This is a genomic window from Nafulsella turpanensis ZLM-10 (assembly GCF_000346615.1).
In the GTDB taxonomy this organism is placed as follows: Bacteria; Bacteroidota; Bacteroidia; order Cytophagales; family Cyclobacteriaceae; genus Nafulsella; species Nafulsella turpanensis.
Window position 1 is genome coordinate 1 of sequence record NZ_ANNU01000093.1, and the last position, 2912, is coordinate 2912.

The window sequence follows — 2912 nt, forward strand, 5'->3', positions numbered from 1 at the left end:
TATAGTTAACACCCTACCTTTTAGGAGCTTTGAATCAGAAGAAAGGGAACTACACCCTTACTTTCCAGAAACCTGCCTTGGCAGTTCCTTCTCTTTCAATTACTCCCTTTTCTTTTAAGGCCTCAAAATGCTTTTGAGCTGCTGATCGATTGATCCCAAGCAGTTCTCCTACTTCTGTAATTCCAATTCCAGGATTGCTTTTAATTAAATTTAATACTTCTAACTGTCTTTCTGTAAGACCAACCCCTTCATTGGCTTCTTCTGAACTACCTATCGTACCACCTATCGTACCACCTATCGTACCACCCTCTTTGCCATTCCCATCATCTTTAACCGCAAAATAAAAGGTAGCCTTAGTAAAATCCTGTCCCTGCTCAAAGACAGGTTCCGTTTTGGTATAGCTAACCCAGCCATCTTTCATTTTATCAAATCCATAGCCGGAACGCCGGCCGCCAGCATTTTCAGCAAGTTTTACTACACGGAACAGCTTGGCGATGATAGGGTTTCGGGGCATAGAAATATCCTCTGCCATGAGCTTATCCAAAGGCTTGGGCAGTGCACCAGGATTAAAGAACTCAATCCGGTCATCAAACACCCTAATCCTGGGTTTAGCCGGGCTAAAATAGTCCGCATGCATGAGGAAATTTACCAGTGCTTCCCGAATGGCATTGAGCTGAGGGTAATCCTCAGTTGCAAAGCCTTCTGTTGTTAATTTGAAAGAACGAAAATCCGCTGTAGGTAAGCTTCTCGATTACAACTATCCGTAGGTTTTGCAGAAACTCCTGCTCGGTTAAGCGTTTATAATAAGCACTGGCAGGAATATTCCGCCTGTCAAGGGTCAAATCGGTTTGGCACAATTTTATTTTATTTTTAGTATCGTTTTTCCTGACTGGAGGAAATCTAAAAATCCAATTTCTTTTTTGGCTTCCATTGCCAATTTTACTTCCGCCATCTTTACCACTTCTTCACTTGCATTTGAATAATTTCCTGAATTGTAAATTGGCTTCGGATCGTATTCAATTATAAGTTGAATTGCTTTCGTTTCTTTTTCTCCAACAATTTTATCAGATAAATATAAAGCCATATCTATACCTGCTGAAACCCCTGCAGCAGTGATATACTTGCCTTCTACAACCATTCTTTCTCTTGTCGGAATGGCTCCATATTCCTTCAATAAATTGATCGGCTTCCAATGAGATGTAGCTTTTAAACCCCTTAGCAAGCCTGTAGATGCTAAAATTAAAGATCCTGAACATACGGATATTGTCCATTTTGTTGTTTTATCAACTCTTTTTATCCAGTTCAGAAGCTTTTTATTTTTCATTTCTCTAATAAAAGTAATTGTTGAACCTGGAATAATGAGGATATCCGCACTCGATACATCATCAAAGTCATATTTTGCAACAAGATGCACAAAATTTGAATCTGCCTTTATTTCTCTTTTTTTTTCTGCAACAAAAAAAACTTCTGCACCACGGATATTCCGTAAGACCTCATAGGGTCCGATAGCATCAAGCATTGTTATTCCATTATATATGTAAATCGCAATTTTCATTTTTTGGATTCTGTCTTACGGAAAGCATGATATTTTGGCAGATTTTAAGGCATAAACAAAGCTTCTTGTACTAAAGCTCTTGCCGGCATGAATTCGAAATTTAGCAGCTAAACCGCCATAAACTAAATGCAATGCTGTACGCCATTTCTCTATTCTTCCCAGCTATAATAATTATGGTCAGTGTCCAGCGAAAAATCTGTCCGTAGATATAGCTGGTTTCCAACAATATTATTTTTAGCTGTCTCTAAAATTAAGCCCGAAGATTTTGTTTCTCTTGCTAATTCTTTTGCCTTGCCAATTAATTTTTTAGATATGCCCTTTCCTCTATGCAGTTTGTTCACAAATAAATCATTCAACAACCATAATCGATTCATTCTTGTCGATGAAAAAATAGGGTAAAGCTGAACAAATCCACACAACGCATTTCCACTATCAGCAACATAAATCACTGATTCATTTTTCTCAATTCTTTCCGTTAGAAACCTTTTAGCACCATCTAGATCACTTTCTTTTTCATAAAATACACGATAATCATCAAATAATTTAGACAGTTGTCCAATATCTTCTAATTCTACACTTCTTACTATCATTTCATTTAATATTTCTTTAGGTATCAAAATTAACTTCAATATTACCATCAAACATCTTATAATTTCAGCATATTCTAGCTTTTAATCTTTTACACCCACTATGAATTTTATCGAACCCCAGTCTTAGAGCGGCTTTTCTTTTATATTTAGTTGAAATTCAGCAGCCACTTATCTGAAAGAGTTTTATAAGCTGGCACTCCTAAAAAAGGTTAAATTTGAAAAAAGCAATTATTAACCTAACCTATCGCTGTTTAACTTATTGAAACACGGAGAATGTTAATACTCCTTTAGCTGTGAATCCTACACGTGTCGAAAAATATCCGAATTTTCAACACGCCCGCTCTTCATGTCCAAATTCCTTCCAATTTCCGACACGTTCGAACAGATAGAGCCAGAGCCTGATATACCGCTAAGAATGACTATAGTTAATTTTGATTCGGCCAGTCAGGATATTACCAGCTATAGTTCATGAGCCGATCAGGTGGCTTATTTGGCTCACTTCTTCATATTGACTGCTTTGGAAATTCAAAGCCTACTGGTTATATTAAAAAACAGACTGCAGGATACAGGCAATAACTGGTTGCGAATCTAATGTTCCCCTGTTTGCTCAACTAGTAACCTTTTTAATGATATGACCTTCAGCAAGAGATATTTCCTTCTTCTCATCTGCTTTTTGTTCATGAACCTCCTTTCTCTGGCTCAGCAGGTAAAGATAAAAGGCAGGGTGGTAGATAACAGCAATAATGAGCCACTGGAGTATGTAACGG

The 2912-nt window shown here is 37.4% G+C and carries 3 protein-coding genes; all 3 read right to left on the bottom strand.

Annotation, left to right across the window (positions count from 1 at the left end; genetic code table 11):
* Nucleotides 1-49 precede the first annotated feature (49 nt).
* On the bottom strand, nucleotides 50-637 hold the full coding sequence (locus F752_RS0123105; RefSeq protein WP_017734117.1) for an ATP-binding protein: 588 nt from the start codon (nucleotides 635-637) through the stop codon (nucleotides 50-52).
* 222 nt (nucleotides 638-859) lie between these two features.
* Complete coding sequence (locus F752_RS0123115) at nucleotides 860-1555, bottom strand: DJ-1/PfpI family protein (RefSeq protein WP_017734119.1); 696 nt, start codon at nucleotides 1553-1555, stop codon at nucleotides 860-862.
* 149 nt (nucleotides 1556-1704) lie between these two features.
* A complete protein-coding gene (locus F752_RS0123120; protein WP_236614065.1) occupies nucleotides 1705-2172 on the bottom strand; it encodes a GNAT family N-acetyltransferase in 468 nt (155 codons plus the stop codon).
* Nucleotides 2173-2912 lie beyond the last annotated feature (740 nt).